The organism is Variovorax sp. 05T418, assembly GCF_056396385.1.
Window position 1 is genome coordinate 157,837 of sequence record NZ_JBFTLJ010000004.1, and the last position, 19,004, is coordinate 176,840.

At 66.9% G+C, this 19,004-nt stretch carries 20 protein-coding genes and 2 tRNA genes; 6 read left to right on the plus strand and 16 right to left on the minus strand.

Annotated elements, in window-relative coordinates:
- Nucleotides 1-24: 24 nt before the first annotated feature.
- Genes AC1DMS_RS09240 through surE form a run of 4 tightly spaced genes read right to left on the minus strand, consistent with a single transcriptional unit; the run spans nucleotide 25 to nucleotide 3,476 of the window.
- Nucleotides 25-1,029 (minus strand): sigma-70 family RNA polymerase sigma factor, encoded by a 1,005-nt coding sequence (locus tag AC1DMS_RS09240; protein WP_478180903.1) that lies wholly within the window; start codon nucleotides 1,027-1,029, stop codon nucleotides 25-27.
- A gap of 4 nt (nucleotides 1,030-1,033) precedes the next feature.
- The gene (locus AC1DMS_RS09245) at nucleotides 1,034-1,930 is read right to left on the minus strand and encodes a peptidoglycan DD-metalloendopeptidase family protein (protein ID WP_012746940.1); all 897 of its coding nucleotides are present in this window, start codon (nucleotides 1,928-1,930) and stop codon (nucleotides 1,034-1,036) included.
- A gap of 11 nt (nucleotides 1,931-1,941) precedes the next feature.
- Nucleotides 1,942-2,715 (minus strand): protein-L-isoaspartate(D-aspartate) O-methyltransferase, encoded by a 774-nt coding sequence (locus tag AC1DMS_RS09250; protein ID WP_062362153.1) that lies wholly within the window; start codon nucleotides 2,713-2,715, stop codon nucleotides 1,942-1,944.
- Between the two features lie 2 nt (nucleotides 2,716-2,717).
- The gene (gene surE, locus AC1DMS_RS09255) at nucleotides 2,718-3,476 is read right to left on the minus strand and encodes a 5'/3'-nucleotidase SurE (protein WP_018903013.1); all 759 of its coding nucleotides are present in this window, start codon (nucleotides 3,474-3,476) and stop codon (nucleotides 2,718-2,720) included.
- A gap of 127 nt (nucleotides 3,477-3,603) precedes the next feature.
- Between surE and AC1DMS_RS09260 the strand changes: the two genes are divergently transcribed.
- Complete coding sequence (locus tag AC1DMS_RS09260) at nucleotides 3,604-4,590, plus strand: NADPH:quinone oxidoreductase family protein (RefSeq protein WP_012746937.1); 987 nt, start codon at nucleotides 3,604-3,606, stop codon at nucleotides 4,588-4,590.
- Nucleotides 4,591-4,675: 85 nt separating this feature from the next.
- Here the strand turns inward: AC1DMS_RS09260 and AC1DMS_RS09265 are convergent, their stop codons facing one another.
- From AC1DMS_RS09265 to AC1DMS_RS09275, 3 genes are all read right to left on the minus strand, one after another.
- Nucleotides 4,676-5,020, minus strand: a complete 345-nt coding sequence (locus AC1DMS_RS09265) for an H-NS histone family protein (protein WP_012746936.1) — start codon at nucleotides 5,018-5,020, stop codon at nucleotides 4,676-4,678.
- 264 nt (nucleotides 5,021-5,284) lie between these two features.
- A tRNA-His gene (locus AC1DMS_RS09270) sits at nucleotides 5,285-5,360 on the minus strand.
- Nucleotides 5,361-5,435: 75 nt separating this feature from the next.
- A complete protein-coding gene (locus AC1DMS_RS09275) occupies nucleotides 5,436-6,128 on the minus strand; it encodes a YbhB/YbcL family Raf kinase inhibitor-like protein (RefSeq protein WP_478180904.1) in 693 nt (230 codons plus the stop codon).
- Here AC1DMS_RS09275 and AC1DMS_RS09280 point away from each other — a divergent pair.
- The 3 genes from AC1DMS_RS09280 to AC1DMS_RS09290 are packed head-to-tail and all read left to right on the plus strand — an operon-like array spanning nucleotide 6,127 to nucleotide 6,887.
- Nucleotides 6,127-6,288, plus strand: coding sequence for a hypothetical protein (locus AC1DMS_RS09280; RefSeq protein WP_155247783.1), 162 nt, complete (start codon nucleotides 6,127-6,129; stop codon nucleotides 6,286-6,288). The two genes, AC1DMS_RS09275 and AC1DMS_RS09280, sit on opposite strands and share 2 nt — an antisense overlap.
- The gene (locus AC1DMS_RS09285) at nucleotides 6,285-6,533 is read left to right on the plus strand and encodes a GlsB/YeaQ/YmgE family stress response membrane protein (RefSeq protein ID WP_012746934.1); all 249 of its coding nucleotides are present in this window, start codon (nucleotides 6,285-6,287) and stop codon (nucleotides 6,531-6,533) included. The genes AC1DMS_RS09280 and AC1DMS_RS09285 overlap by 4 nt, the downstream gene beginning before the upstream one ends.
- A 21-nt stretch (nucleotides 6,534-6,554) precedes the next feature.
- Entirely contained in the window at nucleotides 6,555-6,887 is a 333-nt protein-coding gene (locus AC1DMS_RS09290; RefSeq protein WP_012746933.1) for a hypothetical protein, read from the plus strand.
- A gap of 21 nt (nucleotides 6,888-6,908) precedes the next feature.
- On the opposite strand, the gene AC1DMS_RS09295 is transcribed toward AC1DMS_RS09290, so the two are convergent.
- The 6 genes from AC1DMS_RS09295 to AC1DMS_RS09320 form a co-directional block, all read right to left on the minus strand.
- Nucleotides 6,909-7,583, minus strand: coding sequence for a histidine phosphatase family protein (locus AC1DMS_RS09295; protein WP_478180905.1), 675 nt, complete (start codon nucleotides 7,581-7,583; stop codon nucleotides 6,909-6,911).
- Nucleotides 7,584-7,694: 111 nt separating this feature from the next.
- A complete protein-coding gene (locus tag AC1DMS_RS09300) occupies nucleotides 7,695-9,605 on the minus strand; it encodes a SurA N-terminal domain-containing protein (protein WP_012746931.1) in 1,911 nt (636 codons plus the stop codon).
- Nucleotides 9,606-9,682: 77 nt separating this feature from the next.
- Nucleotides 9,683-9,758 (minus strand) — tRNA-Val (locus AC1DMS_RS09305).
- 29 nt (nucleotides 9,759-9,787) lie between these two features.
- Nucleotides 9,788-10,060: an HU family DNA-binding protein gene (locus AC1DMS_RS09310; protein ID WP_007830705.1), complete on the minus strand. Its 273-nt coding sequence runs from the start codon at nucleotides 10,058-10,060 to the stop codon at nucleotides 9,788-9,790.
- Between the two features lie 215 nt (nucleotides 10,061-10,275).
- Nucleotides 10,276-11,361 carry a tartrate dehydrogenase gene (locus tag AC1DMS_RS09315; RefSeq protein ID WP_478180906.1) on the minus strand — a complete coding sequence of 362 codons (1,086 nt, stop codon included), beginning with the start codon at nucleotides 11,359-11,361 and terminating at the stop codon, nucleotides 10,276-10,278.
- Nucleotides 11,358-12,272, minus strand: coding sequence for an alpha/beta fold hydrolase (locus AC1DMS_RS09320; protein WP_478180907.1), 915 nt, complete (start codon nucleotides 12,270-12,272; stop codon nucleotides 11,358-11,360). Before AC1DMS_RS09320 ends, AC1DMS_RS09315 begins: the two co-directional genes overlap by 4 nt.
- Before the next feature lie 70 nt (nucleotides 12,273-12,342).
- On the opposite strand from AC1DMS_RS09320, the gene AC1DMS_RS09325 reads away from it, so the two are divergent.
- Nucleotides 12,343-13,305: a LysR substrate-binding domain-containing protein gene (locus tag AC1DMS_RS09325; protein ID WP_478180908.1), complete on the plus strand. Its 963-nt coding sequence runs from the start codon at nucleotides 12,343-12,345 to the stop codon at nucleotides 13,303-13,305.
- Between the two features lie 18 nt (nucleotides 13,306-13,323).
- On the opposite strand, the gene AC1DMS_RS09330 is transcribed toward AC1DMS_RS09325, so the two are convergent.
- Genes AC1DMS_RS09330 through uvrC form a run of 3 tightly spaced genes read right to left on the minus strand, consistent with a single transcriptional unit; the run spans nucleotide 13,324 to nucleotide 16,787 of the window.
- Nucleotides 13,324-14,208, minus strand: coding sequence for a DMT family transporter (locus AC1DMS_RS09330; RefSeq protein WP_012746927.1), 885 nt, complete (start codon nucleotides 14,206-14,208; stop codon nucleotides 13,324-13,326).
- Nucleotides 14,205-14,771 (minus strand): CDP-diacylglycerol--glycerol-3-phosphate 3-phosphatidyltransferase, encoded by a 567-nt coding sequence (gene pgsA, locus AC1DMS_RS09335; protein ID WP_012746926.1) that lies wholly within the window; start codon nucleotides 14,769-14,771, stop codon nucleotides 14,205-14,207. Before pgsA ends, AC1DMS_RS09330 begins: the two co-directional genes overlap by 4 nt.
- 54 nt (nucleotides 14,772-14,825) lie before the next feature.
- On the minus strand, nucleotides 14,826-16,787 hold the full coding sequence (gene uvrC / locus AC1DMS_RS09340; protein WP_012746925.1) for an excinuclease ABC subunit UvrC: 1,962 nt from the start codon (nucleotides 16,785-16,787) through the stop codon (nucleotides 14,826-14,828).
- 141 nt (nucleotides 16,788-16,928) lie between these two features.
- On the opposite strand from uvrC, the gene AC1DMS_RS09345 reads away from it, so the two are divergent.
- Complete coding sequence (locus AC1DMS_RS09345; RefSeq protein WP_478180909.1) at nucleotides 16,929-18,983, plus strand: gamma-glutamyltransferase family protein; 2,055 nt, start codon at nucleotides 16,929-16,931, stop codon at nucleotides 18,981-18,983.
- Nucleotides 18,984-19,004: the final 21 nt, after the last annotated feature.

A 19,004-nucleotide genomic window follows, 5' to 3' on the forward strand; every position in this document is an offset into this window, starting at 1 on the left:
CTCCTCAGCCGCGGCAAGCCGCCGCTAGAACAGGGCGTCGCGCCCCACGCCCGAGCGGATCAGCTGGCGCCGCATCTTGGCCAGCGCCTCGTTCTGGATCTGCCTCACGCGCTCGCGCGTCAGCCCGAGGCGCACGCTCAGCACCTCGAGCGTCTCGGGCTCGCGGTCGTGCAGGCCATAGCGGCCCTCCAGCACCTCGCGCTCGCGAGCATCCAGTGCGTGGACCCATTGATCGAGCAGGCGCGCGACCTCGTGGGTGTGCGTGACGTCGGTCGGGTCGCCCTGCTCGTCCTCCGACGCCACGGTGTCGGCCAGGGTGAAGCCTTCGTCTCCGTGCGCGTCGCCGGCATCGAGCGAGCGCGGCGCCTCGGCCAGCGCCAGCAGTTCCGCGACCGCCTGCACCTCCAGGCCCAGAAATGCGGCGACGTCCTCCACGCGCACGCCGTCGGGCCGATGCGCCAGGAACTCGGCATCGCCTTCGAGCGTGCGGCGGGCCCGCAGCACCTGCTGCAGCTCACGCACCACATGCACCGGCAGGCGGATCGCACGCGCCTGGGTCAGTACGGCGCGCTCGACCGACTGGCGGATCCACCAGGTTGCATAGGTGGAAAAGCGAAAGCCCCGCTCGGGCTCGAACTTGGTGATGGCGTGCATCAGGCCGAGATTGCCTTCCTCGATGAGATCGGAAAGCGGTACGCCCCGGCCCAGATAGGCCTTGGCGATGTTCACAACCAGCCTCAGGTTGTGCTCGATCATCGATTGCCGCGCGGCAAAGTCGCCGGCGCGCGCGGCGCATGCGGCCTGGTATTCCTCTTCGGGCGTGAACAGTTCGGTACGCCGCACCTGGCGCAGGTAGATCGTCAGGGCATCGGCGCCCTCGCCGCCGGGCAAATCGGTTGTTGCGGCAATCAGGTCTGCAGCAGGTGCCGCAGGCTTCGCAGGCGAGCCCTGCGAGCCGCCCTCTACGGCCCTGCCCCGGCCCACCGGCCGACGCACGGGCAGTGCGCGACGGGGGCTGGAAGCGGCCATGGCATCACCGGCTCGGCAAGTAGCGCGCCGGGTCGACGGGCTTGCCCTGGCGGCGGATTTCGAAATGCAGCTTGACGCGGTCGGCGTCGCTGTTGCCCATCTCGGCGATCTTCTGGCCCTTTTGCACCGACTGGTCTTCCTTCACGAGCAGCGTCTGGTTGTGCGCGTAGGCCGTGAGGTAGGTGTTGTTGTGCTTCAGGATGATCAGGTTGCCATAGCCGCGCAAACCGGCGCCGGCATAGACCACGCGGCCATCGGCCGCCGCGAGGACAGCGTCGCCCGCCTTGCCGCCGATGTCGAAGCCCTTGTTCTTGGCGTCGTCGAAGCCCGCGAGCAGCGTGCCGTGAGCCGGCCAGATCCAGCCGAGGTCTTCGTCGCCCGAGCTTGCTGCGGGCGCCGACGGCGACGCCGTCACTGGCGGCTTGCCGACCGCAGCGCTGGCGGGCGCCGCGGGCACCACCGCCGACGGCGGCGCGACGGGCTTGGTCACCACGCCCTCGGAAGAGGAAGACGCTGGCGCGGTTGCAACGGCGGTGCCCGGTCCCACCGGCGGCACCACGCGCAGCACCTGTCCGACTTCGATCAGGTCGGGATTTTCAAGATTGTTCCAGCGGACGATGTTCTGCCAGCTCTGGCCGGTTTCGTTGCCGATGCGGCGGATCGTGTCGCCGGGCCGCACGGCGTAATAGCCCGGCTTGCCATAGTTCTCGATGCCTGGAAGCGGCTTGCCCGACGCGTCGGTGGTGATGAGCGGGCCACCGGGTGCCGCATTGGGCGCACGCGTCATCGTGCCCCGGTCTTCGACCGGTGCCGGCCCTCGCGGTGCGGCGCAGCCCGCGATCACGAGCACAACGGCCAACGTGATACCAGCGCACCAACTCCGATTGCCAAAACCCTGCATTTGTTGTTCCTTCAAGCGATGCCCGATTTTAGGGGGACAAAGTGAACCGCCTCAAGAATGCGGCGCTCGAGTCCACGGGCGGTTTTATCGATGACGACGAGCGCCTGCCCGCCGCCTGCCGAGTGCGTGGGCGCCACGATGCGTCCGCCGACGGCGAGTTGTTCGATCCAGGCCTGCGGCACTGCCTCGCCGCCTGCCGCGGCGATGATGCCGGCATAGGGCGCACCCTTGGCATAGCCGACCATGCCGTCGCCCAGCATCAGGTGAACCGTGGCCAGCCGGAAATGCCGCAGGTTGGCGCGCGCGCGCTCGTGCAGTCCGCGCAGGCGCTCGATGCTGTACACCTCCGTGGCCACGTGGTTCAGCACTGCGGCCTGGTAGCCGCAGCCAGTGCCGATTTCCAGCACGCGGCCGAGACGGTCCTGCGGCTTGCCGGCCAGTGCGGGCGCGCCCAGCAGGAGTTCGATCATGCGGGCCACCACGCTCGGCTTGGAGATGGTCTGGCCCAGTCCGATCGGCAGGCTCGTGTCTTCATAGGCCTGGTTGACGAGCGCGCTGTCGACGAAGCGATGCCGCTCGACCGCGCTCAGCGCGCGCAGCACGCGCGCATCGGCAATGCCCTGGGCGGCGAGCTTCTGCACCATGCGCGCGCGCACGGCGTCGGAGGCCATCGAAGGCGTGGACGGCACCATCGGCTTGGCAGGCACGGCGGGCAGGCGCCCGCGCGTGGCGGCCGAGGCGGTGGGTGTCAGGCGAACCGGGAATCCAGGCCGTTGCGTGGCCATGCTCAATTACCGAGACGGGCAACCGTCTCGCGCCATTGGCCCAGGTTGGCATGGTCGGTCAGGTCGATCTGCAGCGGCGTCAGCGCAATGTGGCCGGCAGCGGTGGCATGGAAGTCGGTGCCCTCGCCGCTGTCCTTGGCGCCACCGGCACCTGCAATCCAGTACATCGTCTCGCCCCGCGGGCTTTCCTGCGTGATGACTTTCTCCGCGGAATGGCGCCGGCCCAGCCGGCAAACCTGGATCGGCTTGAGCTCTTCGAGCGGCCGGTTCGGAACGTTCACGTTGAGCAGGAAGGCGCCGCCGTCCAGCATGCGCTCGCGTTCGATCTGCTGCACCAGGCGCCGGGCCACCTGCGCGGCCGCGTCGACATGCGCCCAGCCCTTCTCGATCTGCGAGAACGCGATGGCCGGGATGCCGAACAGATAGGCCTCCATGGCCGCACCCACGGTGCCGGAGTAGATGGTGTCGTCGCCCATGTTGGCGCCGTTGTTGATGCCGGAGACCACCAGGTCGGGCCGGTAGCCGAGCAGCCCCTTGAGCGCGATGTGAACGCAATCGGCCGGCGTGCCCGTCACGTAGCGAAAACCGTTGTGCGCCTTGTGCACGTAGAGCGGCGCCGCCAGCGTGAGGGCATTGGACTTGGCGCTGTTGTTGTGCTCGGGTGCAACCACCTCGACGTCCGCGATGTCTTTCAATGCGTCGTGCAATGCGACGATGCCCGGCGCCTGAAAACCATCGTCGTTGGAAATAAGTATCTTCATGGTGCTTTTCAGTGCCCGGATTGTAGGCGCCGCGTGCGTCGCAGCAGGGACAACGGCGCCCTGCCGCGCCCCCTATCATCGCCTCGCATCATTGCCCACACACGACTGATTCAAAGGAGACCCGAGCATGCACGCATGGCTTTGCGAAAACCCCACCGGCGTCGATGCGCTGGCCTGGAAGGAACTGCCGACGCCGGCGCCGGGTCCGGGCCAGGTGCTGATCGAGATCAGGGCAGCCAGCCTCAACTTCCCCGATCTGCTGATCGTGCAGAACAAATACCAGATCAAGCCGCCGCTGCCCTTCGTGCCCGGTTCGGAATACGCCGGCGTCGTCCAGGCGGTGGGCGAAGGCGTCACCCATCTGAAGGTCGGCCAGAACGTGGCCTGCCTTTCGGGCACGGGCGGGTTCGCAACCCACACGCTGGCACCGGCGGCGCTGTGCATGCCGCTGCCCGAAGGCTTCGGCCATGTCGACGCGGCGGCGTTCATCATGATCTATGCCACCTCGTGGCATGCGCTGATGGACCGCGCGCAGCTCAAGGCCGGTGAAACCGTGCTCGTGCTCGGCGCGGCAGGCGGCGTGGGCACCGCCGCCATTCAAATCGCAAAGGCGGCAGGCGCCAAAGTGATTGCGGCGGCTTCTACCGACGAGAAATGCGAACTCTGCCGCTCCATTGGCGCCGACGCCACCATCAACTACACCACGCATGCGCTTCCAGGCGGCTTTCGCGATGCCATCAAGGCCGCGACCGACGGCAAAGGCCCCGACGTCATTTACGACCCGGTGGGCGGTGATTTCGCCGAGCCTGCATTTCGCTCGATTGCATGGCGCGGACGCTATTTGGTGGTCGGCTTTGCCTCCGGGCCGATTCCGTCGCTGCCATTGAACCTCACGCTGTTGAAAGGCGCTTCCCTGGTCGGTGTGTTCTGGGGCGATTTCGCCAAGCGCGAGCCCAAGGCCAATGCACAAATGATGGCCGAATTGGCGCACTGGTACGGACAGGGAAAGATCAAGCCCGTGATCGACAGCACGATGCAGATGTCACAATTGAAAGCTGCCTATGCCCACATGGGATCGCGCGGCGTCAAAGGAAAACTCGTGATGGTGAACTGAGCGCTGCGGGTTTGCCCGGATTCGCACCCAATAAAAAAGCCCGCAGATGCGGGCTTTTTTATTGGCGGGTGGCCTGCTTCGGCGCTTACTTGATCTCGAACTCGGAAAGCGACTTGCCTGCGGCCAGTGCTTCGGTGACCCAACGCGGCTTGCGGCCGCGGCCGCCAGACCAGGTTTCTCCGGTCGGACCACGGTATTTGGCTGCTGCCTTGACCGCGGGAACCCCTGCACTGCGCTTGACCGAGCCGCCGCGTGCACTGAGTTTCAGGTCCGACGCAGTCAGGCCGTATTCAGCGATCTTCCGGCGCACATCTTCAATCACGCCCGCGCGCTCTTGGTTGCGAAGGTCTTCGGCCTGCTTGCGCAATTGCGCAATCTGCTCGTCGTACTTCTTGATCTGGGAATTGATATCGGCAAGGGTCGAAGCCATTGTTGGACTCCTGAAAATTGGAAACGGGGCGGATTTTAATTCAATTCCAATTTATTACAAGCAGGCCGTCGCGTGAAAATTGAGGATCCCGCGCCCGGTCTGCGGCGGCGCACAATGCAGCGCGCACCAGTTTGGATGCCTTTTTATCAAGCCAAAGGAAGAGCGCTGCGCCGGCTGCAGGAGCCGGAAATGACAACGCCGGGGCTGGCCCGGCGCTGTGTTCCCGTGGACGCTATTGCGCAATAGCAGTCGGGAAAGGTATTTTGGGGTGGCTGATGGGACTCGAACCCACGACGACCAGAATCACAATCTGGGACTCTACCAGCTGAGCTACAGCCACCGCAGAGCCTTCAATTGTAGCGGCAAAAACCCCGGTTTTCGCCACGGGGGCATGCGAACGGGCCTGAAATTCTTCTCAACCCGTGGCGAGGGGCCCGGCCGGGGCCGTCTTCTTGATCTTGATCGAGCCGTCCGGCCTTTCGCAGATGCCGATCAGCAGGCCGCTCGCGAGCGCGTGCTCGCGCAGCGCGTCGAACACCTCGTCCCGCCCGGGCGCCGTGGAAAACGCGGGCGTGTCGTCGAGCGCAAACAGCTGGAAGGCGTAGCGGTGCGCGCCGTGCCCCGGGGGCGGATCGGGAGGCAGCCAGGCGGCCTGCAGCCCGGAATTGCGCCCGACGCGCAAACCGGCGGCGCCGGCGTTGTCCCGGCTCGGAATGGCCGCCTCGTCGAGCTTGCCCTCGGCCGGCTGCAGCCCGACGACGATCGCATGCACGAGCGGATTCGGCGTGGGTGAATCGGCATCCTCGACCACCAGCACCAGCGATTCGGTGCCCGCCGGAAGCCCGGTCCACTGCAGCGGCGGCGACAAGCCCTCGCCATCGGCCGTATAGCGCGACGGCAAGGGCGCGTGGTCCGCGAAAGCAACGCTGCTCAAGGCAATCGACGCCATCCCCTGCCGCATGCCAAGCGTATTGAAGACGATCTTGTCCAACCCCGCGCGCATTCCCTGCAGCGCGTGGCCGATGACTTCAGGCAGTTTTTCCAGCATGGTCCCGGTATAGCGCTGCGCCGCGAAGCACCCTGTAGGACGCAGCAGCAACCACGACATGGCCGTCTGCGCCAAAGTTCTCGGACTCGAGCCCGATGTGATCGAGCCGGCTTCGGCAATCGCGCTGCTCCGCTATCATGAACGCCGCTTGCTTCGACGGTTCGCGCTTTTCGCCGTGACCGCCACTTTCCAATTCACCGCCAAAGGAATTTCTTCATGAGCATCGTCTGGACCATCCTGATCGGGTTCATCGTGGGTCTCGTGGCGCGGGCCGTCAAGCCGGGCGACGATTCCGCAGGCTTCATCGTGACCACGCTGATCGGCGTGGCGGGTTCCCTGATCGTGACCTATGTCGGCCAGGCACTCGGCTGGTACACCGCGGGCCAGGGGGCGGGCTTCATTGCCTCGGTGCTCGGCGCGATCGTGCTGCTGATCCTGTACGGCCTGATCAAGCGCAAGAGCTGATCCGGCCGGCAGTGCGGATCGATGCCGCGCAAACCACGGGCGAAGCACCACGTCTACGTGGTCGAACTCGATGACCGCGTCTGGAACCATGGCCGGTTCAGGCGCGCCAATCCCGACTACCAGCTCGGCAAGCCCTTCGTCTACGTCGGAATGACGGGGCTCGACCCCGACATCCGCTTCGACAAGCACAAGGCCGGCATCCAGGCCAACAGCTTCGTCCAGGCCTTCGGGCTCAGGCTGCTGCCCGCGCTCTACGAACGCTACAACCCGATGAGCTACGAGGACGCGCGCTCGATGGAGGTCGAGCTCGGCATCGCGCTGCGCAAGAGCGGCTACGGCGTCTGGCAGGCCTGATGCAGCCGCTGCTGCAGACGCTCAGGCGTAGGTCACCCAGCCTTCGTAGGCCGGAGCGTCCAGGTGCGGCAGCGTGTTGTAGGTGACGAGCATGTGCCGCTTGGGCGTGAAGGCAAACTCCGTCACCGCGGTGTTTCGGATGCGCAGGTTCAGTTCGACCGTCGTCTCGGGGCTCGTGCCCAGCACATGGCCCACGGCCGTGCTGATCGGTCCGCCGCTCGACACCACCAGCACCTTGGCGCCGTGGTGGCGGCCGCGCACATGGTCGAGCGCCGTCGTCACGCCCGCCAGGAAATCGACGTAGCTCGGCATGCCGGCGGGCTGGGTCCGGCCCTGCATCCAGGCGCCCAGGCCGTCGCGCAAGAGGCGGAAGTGGTGGCGGTACATCTCGGGCGAGTCGGGCTTCTCGAGCTTGCCTTCGTGGATGGTGGCGATGACAGCCTCGCTGTCGTACTCGTTGAGCCCGGGCCACGCCAGCACATCGTCGCGCTTCAGCCCGAGCCCCTCGGCAATGCCTTCCCAGGTCTGGCGATGGCGCTTCAGGGTGCCGGTGATCACGGCATCGAAATGCATGCCGCGCTCCCGCCAGTATTCGCCAAGGCGCACGGACTGCCTGTGGCCGAGCTCGCTCAGGTTGTCATAGTCGGCGGCGCCGAAACTGGCCTGGCCGTGGCGCACGAGATAGAGGGTTCCCATGCACGGGATTCTGGCGACAAGCGCCCCTTGCGCTTGTCCCACGTGCGACGAAATACGTGGTCGCGTCCTGGCAGCTGAGCCGGAGGCGACACGGCGCGCAACAAGCCCGGGTCAGCGGGCCATCGGCAGCGTCTCCGCCGGCTTCGGCACGAGGATCTCTGCCTTGAAGCGTTCCTTCAGCAAGTTGTAGTACGCAACTTCTTCCGCCGCAGCCACCGACTGGCCGACCTGCGCGTTCTCCTGCTGCGTTTGTTCGGGCGCCGACGGCGTGCGCGGAACCACCTTGGTCACGCGGACCACTGCGTAGCCTTGCGTGCCCAGGTCCACGCCCACCAGCGCGGGCAGCTTGGACGCATCGGCGCGCAATGCGGCATCGATGACGGCAAGGGGCTGGGCCTGCGCTTCGCGGCGCGACACCGTGACCGGTGCGCCGAAGGTGGCGCCGTCGGCCTTGGCGGTCCAGGCGGCGAGCTTGGCTTCGCCCTCGGCCTTGGCCATGACCGCGGCGCGCTCGGTGATGAGCTGCGCACGGATCTTGTCCTTGACCTCGGCCAGCGGCATCGGATGCGCGGGCGTGTACTGCGTCACACGGCCTGCCGCGAGCTGGTTGGAGCCGACTTCGATGGCTTCGGTGTTCTGCTTGCGGTCCAGCGAATCGGCCGCGAACAGCGCGTTCAGGAAATTGCGGTTCGCGAGCACGCCGGCGGCGCCCGGCGGCGGCGTGCGCGAGACGTTGCTGGCCGTCTGGATCGTGAGCCTCAGCTTTTCCGCCGCGGGCTTGAGGCTGTCGGGCTGCTGGTAGACCGCATCGGTGAAGGTTTCGGCGGCCTTCGCGAATTCCTGCGTCGCCTGCTGCGAACGGACTTCGTTCTCGATGGTGGCGCGCACCTGCTCGAACGGCGGCACCACGGCCGGCTTGATGTCGGCGAGGCGAATGATGTGATAGCCGAACTCGGTTTCGACCACGTCGCTGATGTCGCCCTTCTTGAGTGCGAACAGCGCATCCTCGAAAGGCTTGACCATTGCACCGCGCGTCACGAAGTCGAGGTCGCCGCCCTTCTCCGCCGATCCGGGATCCTGCGAATTCTTGCGCGCGACGTCGGCGAAGGTGGCGGGCGCCTTCTTCACTTCGGCAAGCAATTGCTCCGCCTTGGCCTTGGCCTTGGCGCGGTCGGCTGCCGGTGCGCTGGCCGGCGCGGTGATCAGGATGTGGCTTGCGCGGCGCTCTTCCTTGGTGCCGAAGCGCGCCGTGTTCTGCTCGTAGTAGGTCTTGAGGTCGGCCTCGTTCACCGAGATGTTCTTCTTGGCGGCTTCGAGGTCGAGCACCAGGTACTCGATGCTGGCCTGCTCGGGCGCCTGGAACTGCGCGGTGTGGGCCTTGTAGTAGGCCTCCACGTCGGCATCGCTCACGGTCACCTTGGACGCGAAGCTCTCGGGGCTGAAGCGCGCGACCTGGATCTCGCGCCGGTCGTAGAAGGCGTTGATGGTTGCCGCCGCCAGCGCGGGCGGCGTGAACGCCGTGCCCGTGACGCCCAGCAGCATCTGCTGCGTGGCCAGCTCGGCGCGCATCGACGCCTCGTACTGCTCCGGCGTGCGGCCGGTGACGCGCTGGAAGCTCTCGCGGTCGAACTTGCCGTCCGGCGTGCGGAAGGCCGCAAGGCCCGTGTCCTGCGCGAAGATGCGCGACAGCCGCTCTTCGGAGATGGTCACGTTCGACTTGGCCGCTGCCGCGGCCAGCACGCGGTCGCGCACCATGCGCTCCAGCGTGGCATAGCGCATCACGTCGGATTCGAGCAGCGTTGGATCGACGTTGGGCGATTGCTGGCGGATGCGGTCGGTCTCGAGACGGTGCTGCGCATCCCACTCGGGCCGGGTGATGTTCTGGCCATCGACCCGCGCAACCTTCACTTCGCCGCCGGAGCCCTGATAGCGCTCCACGCCAAAGAGGACGAACGAGGGAATGATCAGCAAGAACAAGAAAATCATGACGATCTTGTTGTACTTGCGGAAGAAATCAAACATGCTTGAACACTCTTTTGCGACGGATGTCGGGACGGCAATAAAAAAGGCGAACCTGTGTTCGCCTTTGCATCGGGTGGTGGTGGGTGCTGAGGGGCTCGAACCCCCGACCTACGCCTTGTAAGGGCGCCGCTCTACCAGCTGAGCTAAGCACCCCACCGGGAATACTCTCCGTAGTCTACGTCTTAGTTCAGCGCGTCTTTCAACGCCTTGCCCGGACGGAACTTCGGAATCTTGGCGGCCTTGATTTTAATCGCGTCGCCGGTGCGCGGATTGCGGCCGGTGCGGGCGGCCCTTTTTCCGACTGCGAAAGTGCCGAAACCGACCAGCGACACCGAGCCGCCTTTTTTGAGCGTGGTACGAATGGCGCCGATGGTGGATTCCAGCGCGCGGGTGGCGGCTGCCTTGGAAATATCGGCGTTCTTTGCGATGTGCTCAATCAGTTCGGTCTTGTTCACAAGGGCCCCTTGTAGAAGAAATAAAGTTGGTCGGCTTTCGTCAGCTGCGAGCTGGCCGCGAAATGACGCGGCTCGAAAAGCCTGGCAGGACTGACGCCTCGGCAGCGCGCTGCCAGCGAGGATTACAACCACTGGTCTGCAGGGTGTCAATACGACACGAGGCCGTGCAGAACAGCGGAGCGCGCGATTTTAGGGGCGTTTCTTGAAGACGAATTTCAAAGGGCCTCGGCAATGGCCTTGCCAAGGTCGCTGGTGCTCGCCTTGCCGCCGATGTCGGGCGTGCGCGGCGCTCCGCTTTGGGGCGCCAGCACCTTTTCGATGGTGGAAAGGATCGCGTCGTGCGCGTTCTTGTGGCCCAGGAACTCGAGCATCATCGCGCCGCACCAGATCTGTCCGATGGGGTTGGCGATGCCCCTGCCCGCGATGTCGGGCGCCGAGCCGTGCACCGGCTCGAACAGCGAGGGCGTGGTGCGCTCCGGGTTGAGGTTGGCGCTGGGCGCAATGCCGATGGTGCCGGTGCAGGCAGGGCCGAGGTCGGACAGGATGTCGCCGAACAGGTTGCTGGCCACCACCACGTCGAAGAAGTCGGGCCGCTGCACGAAGTGGGCCGTGAGAATGTCGATGTGGAACTTGTCGAGCTTCACGCCCGGATAGTTCTTTGCCATTTCGGCCACGCGTTCGTCCCAGTACGGCATGGTGATGGAAATGCCGTTCGACTTGGTCGCGCTGGTCAGGTGCTTCTTGGGGCGCGATTGCGCAAGCTCGAACGCGAACTTGAGCACGCGGTCGACGCCCACGCGCGACATCACGGTTTCCTGCACCACGATCTCGCGCGGCGTGCCTTCGTACATGCGCCCGCCGATGCTCGAGTACTCGCCTTCGGTGTTCTCGCGCACGATGTACATGTCGATCTCGCCGGGCGCGCGCGGCGTGCCGTCGCGCCGCACCACGGGGGCCGTGATGCCGGGCATCAGGCGCGCGGGGCGCAGGTTGATGTACTGGTCGAACTCGCGGCGGAACAGGAGCAGCGAGCCCCAGAGCGAGACATGGTCGGCAATCTTCTCGGGCCAGCCGACCGCACCGAAGTAGATGGCGTCATGGCCGCCGATCTGGTCCTTCCAGTTGTCGGGCAGCATCTTGCCGTGCTTCTCGCAGTAGTCCCAGCTCGAGAAGTCGAAGTGGTCGAACTTCAGGTCGATGCCGAACTTGCGCGCCGCGGCATCGACCACGCGCAGGCCTTCGGGCATGGTTTCCTTGCCGATGCCGTCGCCGGCGATGACTGCGATTCTGTGGGTGGTCATGGTCTGGTTCCTTCTTGCTGGAGAGGGGAAGTGAAAAACTGGAGCGCCTCGGCGAGCAGTTCGCCCGGGGCCTCCTCCGGTACGTAGTGGCCGCACGGCAAGGCGCGGCCCGAAACCTGGGCGGCGCATTCGCGCCAGAGCGAGAGCACATCGAAGCAGCGGCCCACCGCGCCGTGCTCGCCCCAGACCACGCGCAGCGGCTGCGCAAGCTTGCGGCCGGCGGCGATGTCGGCGCGGTCGTGCACCAGATCGATGGTGGCGGACGCGCGGTAGTCGCCGCAGATCGATTCGGCCGTGCCCGGAATGGCGGCGCAGCGCTCGTATTCGGCCAGCACCTCGGGCGCGAAAGGCGCGAGCCCCGCGTGGCGCCCGCCCATCACGCTGCGCACGTAGCGCACCGGATCGGAGGCGATCAGCGCCTCGGGCAGCGGCGGCGGCTGGATCAGGAAGAACCAGTGCCAGTAGGCGCGCGCAAAGGCCTCGGTGGTGTTCTCGTACATCGAGAGCGTGGGCGCGATGTCCAGCAGCAGCATGCGGTCGACGGCCGCCGCATGGTCGGCCGCCAGCCGATGCGCGACACGCGCGCCGCGGTCGTGCGCCAGCACGCCGAAGCGCTCGAAGCCGTGATGGCGCATGGCGGCGAGTGCATCGAGCGCCATTTCGCGCTTGCTGTAGGCCACGTGGTCGGCATCGTCCGCGGGGCGGCCGGAGTCGCCATAGCCGCGCAGGTCCACCGCCACCACCGTGAACCGCTCGGCGAGCGCCGGCGCCACGCGATGCCAGATCAGGTGCGTCTGCGGATGCCCGTGCAAGAGCAGCAGGGGCGCGCCGCGCCCGCCGATGCGGCCATGCACGCGCACGCCGTTGCGCTCGATGTCGAATCTCGGAAAGTCGAAGAAGGAAGCAGTCACGCGGCGATTGTGCGTTGCGCTCCATCGATCATCAAGCAACAATCAACCAATTCATACTTTCCAATCTGGCATGAATCCATTGTCGATGGACCGCGGCGATCTCGAGCTGGTGCTGGCGATCCGCGACCAGGGAAGCCTGGCGGGCGCCTCCGCCACGCTGGACGTGGTGCCCTCGGTCGTGACCAAGCGGCTCGGTGCGCTCGAGGCGCGGCTGGGCCAGCGGCTGTTCGAGCGCACCACGCGCCGCCTCAGCGTGACAGCCGAGGGCGAAGCGGTCTGCCTGCACGCGAGGGCGTTGCTCGAAGGCTTTGCGGCGCTCGAAAGCGAGCTCGGCGAGCGGCAGAACGAGCTGGTCGGCACCATCCGGCTGGCCGCCACTTTCGGCTTCGGCCGGCGCTGGCTCGGCCCTGCCCTGGCCAGCTTCCAGGCGCGCCATCCCGGGCTGCAGATCGAGTTGCTGTTGACCGAGCGGCTGCCCGACCTCGGCGCCGAAGGCTATGACGGCGCGCTCTGGCTCTGGGCCGTGCAGCAGCGCCGCGCGGCCGACTGGGTCACGCGCCGCATTGCGCGCAACCAGCGCGTGCTGGCCGCCTCTCCTTCATATATAGAGCGGCGCGGCCTGCCGGCCACCGTCGATGCGCTGGCGGCGCACGACTGCCTGGTCGCGCGCGAGAACGGCGAGGTCAACCAGCACCAGTTCGCGCTGTGGACCCTGCGCCATGCGCGCGACGGCAGCACGGCGCGCGTGCGCGTCCAGGGTCCGCTCACGAGCAATTCGGGCGAGATGGTGCGCGACTGGTGCCTGGCCGGCCACGGCATCATGCTGCGCAGCCTGTGGGACATCGCACCGCAACTGGCTTCCGGTGAACTGGTGCGGGTGCTGCCCCACTACGCCATGCCCGATGCCGACATCCACTGGATCGCGCCCTGGCGCCCCAAGACGCCGCGCCGCGTGCGGCTGCTGCTCGACCACCTGGCCGAACAGTTCCGCGGCGAACCCTGGAAACCCGGCAAGGGCGGTTCGCCGCGCTGAAGAAAAAGCAAGGGCGGCTCAGCGATCGCTGCGCACCACCAGGCTCACGCCGGCGGCGGTAAGCCCGATGCCCAGCAAGGTCACCAGGGTGATCGGCTCGGCGAACAGCAGCCAGGCCATGACTGCCGTGCACGGCGGCACCAGGTAGAGCAGGCTCGTGACGGCGGTGGCCGTGCCGCGCTGGATCAGCATGTAGAGCAGCGAGCTGCCGCCCAGCGACAGCACCAGCACCGACCAGGCCATGGCGCCGGTCGAATGCGCGTTCCATTCGATGCCCTGCGATTCCATGGCCGCAAAGGGCAGGCACACGATCAATGCGGCCGCCATCTGCACGGCGCTCGCGCTGCGCACGTCGCAGGGCGCGACGAAGCGCTTCTGGTACAGCGTGCCCGCCGTGATCGAAAGGAGCGCCATCACCGCAAGCGCCATGGTCAACGCGCTGACCTCGCTGCCCTGGCCGAACTTGCGCGACACCACGAGCACCAGGCCCGCAAAGCCGAGCACCAGCCCGGCCCATTGGCGCTGCGAGATGCGCCCGCCGTTGAACGACAGCCAGACGGCGGTCAGCACCGGCTGGATGCCGACCAGCAATGCCACCAGCCCCGCACCCATGCCCGCATGCACCGCGGCCCAGACGCCGCCCAGGTAGCCCGCCTGCATCAGGACGCCGGTGACCGCCAGATGCCCCCACTGCGCGCGGTCCTTCGGCCAGGCGACCCGCGCAAGCCTGACCCAGAGGCAGAAGCACACGAGAGAAAGGGCAAAGCGCACAGCCAGGAACTTGAGCGGCGGCGCATAGGGCATGCCATAGCGCGCAACGATGAAGCCCGTGCTCCAGATCAGCACGAAGACCGCCGGCATGGCGCGCAGCCAGCTTGCGCCGCGGGCCGCAGCCACGCTCATTTGGCGCGGGCCCGGATTTCGGGAATGGCCTTCTGCAGGTAATAGACCATCGACCAGATCGTGAGCACGGCCGAGATCCAGATCAGCCACTGGCCCCAGAGGCCGGTGTCGATGATCTTGAAGAGGCGTCCGTCATAGAGCAGGAACGGAATCGCGACCATCTGCACGGTGGTCTTGACCTTGCCGATCATGTGCACCGCCACGCTCTTGCTCGCGCCGATCTGCGCCATCCACTCGCGCAGCGCCGAGATCGCGATCTCGCGGCCGATGATGATCAGCGCCACGAACACGTCGGCGCGGTTCAGGTGCACCAGCACCAGCAGCGAGGCGCAGACCAGGAACTTGTCGGCCACCGGATCGAGGAAGGCGCCGAAGGCCGAGGTCTGGTTGAGCTTGCGCGCCAGGAAGCCGTCGAGCCAGTCGGTGGCCGCAAAGACGATGAACATGACCGTGGCGATCAGGTTGCGCATCGGCTCGGCCATCGGCAGGTAGAACACACCAACGATCAATGGAATCGCGACGATGCGCGTCCAGGTCATGATGGTCGGGAGGGTCCAGAACATGCGGGCGATTGTGTCATGCGCGAGAGGCTGAAGCTGAAGCCGGGGCAATCGGCCTCAATGCAGCGCGCGATAGATTTCCTCGGCCAGGTCGGTGGCAATGCCTTCGACCGATGCAATGTCCTCGACGCTGGCGGCCGCCACGCCGCGGATTCCGCCAAAGCGCTGCAGCAGGCGCGCCCGGCGCTTCGGCCCGATGCCCGGAATGTCCTCGAGCTGGCTGCCGCCCACGCGCACCTTCGCGCGCTTGGCGCGCATGCCGGTGATGGCGAAGCGGTGTGCCTCGTCGCGGATCTGCGCCACCAGCATCAGCGCCGCGGAGTCCTTGCCCAGGTAGACCTTCTCGCGGCCATCGGCAAACACCAGTTCCTCGAGCCCGACCTTGCGCCCCTCGCCCTTCTCGACGCCGACGATGAGCGACAGCGGCAGGCCCAGTTCGCTGAACACCTCGCGCGCCATCGACACCTGGCCCTTGCCTCCGTCGACCAGCACCAGTTCCGGCATGCGCGCGGTCCGGGTCTTGGGCGGCGCACCGCCGCCATCGCTCTCGGCGTCGCCCGGCGGCAGCGCTTCAGTCTCGGCCGCCATGGCCTCGGCCAGCTTGCCGTAGCGGCGGTGCAGCACCTGGCGCATCGCGGCGTAGTCGTCGCCGGGCGTGATGCCCTCGATGTTGTAGCGGCGGTATTCGCGGTTCTGCATCGTGTGGTGCTCGAACACCACGCACGAGGCCTGCGTGGCCTCGCCCGCGGTGTGCGAGATGTCGAAGCATTCGATGCGGAAGTTGTCGAGATCGTCGGGCGCGAGCTCCAGCGCATCGGCCAGCGCACGGGTGCGCGCCTGCTGCGAACCTTCTTCCGCCAGCAGCCGGGCCAGTTGCAGGCCGGCGTTGGTCTCGGCCATCTCGAGCCAGTGCCTGCGTTGCTCGCGCGGCTGGAACACCGCCGTCACGCGCGCGCCGGCCTGCTGCGAGATCGCCTCGATCAGCTCGCGGCTCACCAGGTGGCTCAGCACCAGCGTGGCGGGCACGGGCACGTCGATGTAGTGCTGGGCAATGAAGGCCTCGAGCACCTGCACCTCGATCGGATCGGCCGCGGCGGGCGCTGCGCCCTCTTCCGCATCGAGCTCGCCATGGTGGATCTGCGCGGCGTCTTCCACATGCACCGGGAAATAGGCGCGGTCGCCCAGGTGCCGGCCGCCGCGCACCATCGCCAGGTTGACGCAGGCCTTGCCGCCCTGCACCTTGACGGCAAGGATGTCCACGTCCTTGTCCGAAGCGATCTCGATCGACTGCTGATGCAGCACGCGCGAGATCGCCGACATCTGGTTGCGCAGCTCGGCCGCCTGTTCGAATTCGAGCTTCTCGGCGTGCTCGGTCATGCGCGCCTCGAGCTTGGAGAGCACGAGCTGGGTGTCGCCCCTCAGGAAGGCCTCGGCGCTGGCCACGTCCTGCGCATAGGCCTCGGGCGTGATGTAGCCCACGCAGGGGCCGGTGCAGCGCTTGATCTGGTACAGCAGGCAGGGCCGTGTGCGGTTGGCGTACACCGTGTCTTCGCAGGTGCGCAGCCTGAACACCTTCTGCAGCAGCTGGATCGACTCCTTCACCGCCCAGGCGCTCGGGTAGGGCCCGAAGTAGCGGTGCTTCTTGTCGACCGCGCCGCGGTAGTAGGCCAGGCGCGGAAACTCGTGCGAGGCGATCTTCAGGTAGGGGTAGCTCTTGTCGTCGCGGAACAGGATGTTGTAGCGCGGCTTGAGCGTCTTGATGAGATTGTTCTCGAGCAAGAGCGCCTCGGCCTCGGAGCGCACCACGGTGGTCTCCATGCGCACGATCTTGCTGATCATGTGGCCGATGCGCGTGCCGCCATGGCTCTTCTGGAAATAGTTGGCAACCCGCTTCTTGAGGTTGCGCGCCTTGCCCACGTAGAGCACCGCGCCGGCCGCGTCGAAATAGCGGTAGACGCCCGGCAGCTGCGGCAGGGCCGCGACTTCGCTGAGCAATTGATCGGAATGCACGTCTGACATGGCGGCTATTGTGGCGCGCACGCCAGGCCGCAGGGCCAGCCTGCGAGGAAACCCCGATCGGCCTGGAATGAATTGTGCTGATGATGACGGGCGCGAGGAGCGCCTGTGTCATTTCATCAAGACTACTCGGGGGAACTCTCCATGAAGAAAAACATCCGGACGGGCGCCTGGCTGGCACTGTCCCCCATCGCGCTGGCCTTGACGGTGGCCGGCTGCGGCGGCGGCGGCAATGGCGCGCAGGACAACGCCGCCCTGGTCGCGGCGATCGCCGCCATCAACGCGGCCAACGCCAACCGGCCTGCCCCACCGCCGCCCGAAGCCGACAAGGGCTGCCTGATCGGCGACGGCGGCACGCCGGTCGTGGTGGGTTCCGGCGACCCGGGCGACCCGGCGGCACCCGAGCCCGCCTCGGGCTACGTCGTCGGCCACAAGCTGGTCTACGCGAAGAACTACATGGTGGTGGCCAACCATCCGCTCGCCACGCGCGCGGGCTGCGATGTCCTCAAGGCCGGCGGCAGCGCAGTCGATGCGGCAGTGGCGGTGCAGGCCGTGCTGGGCCTGGTCGAGCCGCAATCCAGCGGCCTGGGCGGCGGCGCGTTCATGCTTCACTACGACGCGGCAACCAGGAAGCTGCAGGCCTACGACGGGCGCGAAATGGCGCCGGCAGCGGCAACCGAGAACTACTTGCGCTGGATCGACGACGTGGCGGACCAGAACCCACCCAAGCCCAGCGCCCGTGCGAGCGGCCGTTCCATCGGCACACCCGGCGCGGTGCGCATGCTCGACATTGCCTACAAGGACCATGGCAAGCTGCCCTGGAAAGACCTCTTCAGCTACGGCATCACGCTCGCCGCCGATGGCTTCCCGATCGGCGGGCGCATGGCCGCCGCCATCTCCGGCTCGGCCGCCAGCCTCAAGCGCGACGCCGAGGCCACGGCCTACTTCTTCAACGACGACGGCACGCCGAAGGCGCTGGGCACCAGGCTCAAGAACCCGGCCTATGCCAGGACCCTCGGCACCGTTGCCACACAGGGCGCGGACGCGTTCTACACCGGCGCCATCGCGCAAGGCATCGTCGACAAGATCGGCATCACGGCGGCCGCCGATGGTTCGGCCATCACGCCCGGCAAGACGACCATGGCCGACATGGCCGGCTACGTGGCCAAGCGCCGCGACCCGGTCTGCGGCACCTACCGCGACTACTACGTGTGCAGCATGTCGCCGCCGTCTTCCGGCGGCATTGCGGTGGTGCAGTCGCTGGGCATCCTGGAGACCTTCAACCTGGGCCTGTACAAGCCCACCGCCATCGACCTCGAAGGCGGCAAGCCGACCGTGATGGGCGTGCACCTGGTGAGCGAGGCCGAGCGCCTGGCCTATGCCGACCGCGACAAATACGTGGCCGACACCGACTTCGTGCCGCTGCCCGGCGGCTCGGTCAACACCCTGATCAACAAGCCCTACCTGCAGAAGCGGGCCAGCCTGATCAGCCTGTCGGCGAGCATGGGAACGGCACTGCCGGGCGACCTTGGAAGCGTGCCCCTGGGCATCGACAAGACCGAGGAGCACGGCACGACGCACTTCACCGTGGTCGACAAGCAGGGCAACGTCGTCACGATGACCACCACCGTCGAGAGCACGCTCGGTTCGTTCCACATGACCCAGGGCTTCATGCTGAACAACCAGCTGACCGACTTCGCTTCCAACCCCGACGACACCAGCGTCACGCCGAGCGTGAAGGTGGCCAACCGCGTCGCCCCCGGCAAGCGCCCGCGCAGCACGATGGCGCCCACGATGGTGTTCAGGAAGAACAGCGACGGCAGCATGGGAGAGTTCGTGATGGGAACCGGATCGCCGGGAGGCGGCACGATCATCCAGTACGTGGTGAAGACGCTGGTCGGCGCGCTCGACTGGGGCCTCGATGCGCAGCAGGCCACCTCGCTGGTGGACTTCGGCGCCTCCAACAGCAAGACCACCAACGTGGGCGGCGAGCACCCGGCGATCGACACGTCGGACTCGGGCAACAACGACCCGCTGATCACCGGCCTGCGCGCGCTCGGCCACACAGTGGGCTTCGGGGCGCAGTCCAGCGGCATCAGCACCATCATGCGCACGACCGTGGGCGGCAAACCGGTGCTCACCGGCGGCGCCGATCCGCGGCGCGAAGGCATCGTGCTGGGAGACACCTTCACGCCCTGACCGGGACGCCCGCCCTCTCCG